Below are 746 nucleotides of genomic sequence, written 5' to 3'. Positions count from 1 at the left end.
CTATTTTACTGGGGCGGGATTTGCGGCTCGGAAAAGGACGGTGGTTGCGGGTCATGCAGGGAGGACCCCACATAGTTGCCGGGTGTGGACAGGTTAAAAAAGAGCCGGGCATCCTTGTCCACACCCCAGTCCTGGGTGGAGCCGGTGCCCTGGACCTTCTGGAAGCATTCCCGGAACATGGTGTTGTGCGCCTCTTCCCTGTTCAACAGGAAATCGATCATCTGCCGCACATACCGGTCGGCGATTTGCCGGTGCAGATATTCATAGACAACCTTGGCACGTTGTTCGGCGGCGATGTTGGAAAGCAGGTCCGCGGGCAGGTCACCGGTGGCTTCAATGTAAGACGCGGTCCAAACCTGGCCGGAGGCGTTGCTGTAAAAGGGATTGAGTCCGGTCGTTACATGCGCCTGAACATTGCCGATGGTGGCGTTCATGGCCTGAGGTTCATGGCCGTTCAAGAGGTTGACTGCCGTACATACCATTTCAAGGTGACTGAGTTCCTCCGCGGCGATGTCAAGGAAAATATCCTTGATGGCCGGGTCTTGAATGCGAAAACTTTGGGCCAGGTACTGTAACCCGGCCTTCAGCTCACCGTGTGGGCCCCCGATTTGCTCCTGCAAAAGCGCCGCGTAGTTTGGGTTCGGCCGTTCCACACGCACCATTTCTAGCAGGTTCTTATCGTGCTTGAACATGCTATTCCCCCTTTCTAAGTCTATTATCCCATGCTGGGCTTCATGGTATGTACC

The 746-nt window shown here is 55.6% G+C and carries 1 protein-coding gene; it reads right to left on the bottom strand.

Going from position 1 to position 746, the window contains the following annotated elements:
- Nucleotides 1–5 precede the first annotated feature (5 nt).
- Nucleotides 6–692 carry a manganese catalase family protein gene (locus tag MOST_RS13685; protein WP_054937422.1) on the bottom strand — a complete coding sequence of 229 codons (687 nt, stop codon included), beginning with the start codon at nt 690–692 and terminating at the stop codon, nt 6–8.
- Nucleotides 693–746 lie beyond the last annotated feature (54 nt).

The sequence above is a fragment of the Neomoorella stamsii genome (genome assembly GCF_002995805.1).
GTDB lineage: Bacteria > Bacillota > DSM-521 > Neomoorellales > Neomoorellaceae > Neomoorella > Neomoorella stamsii.
This window is presented reverse-complemented; position numbering and strand designations above follow the sequence as displayed.

Excerpts from the sequence above, each read along its gene's own strand:
- MOST_RS13685 (WP_054937422.1), bottom strand. The coding sequence starts at position 692 with ATGTTCAAGCACGATAAGAACCTGCTAGAAATGGTGCGTGTGGAACGG.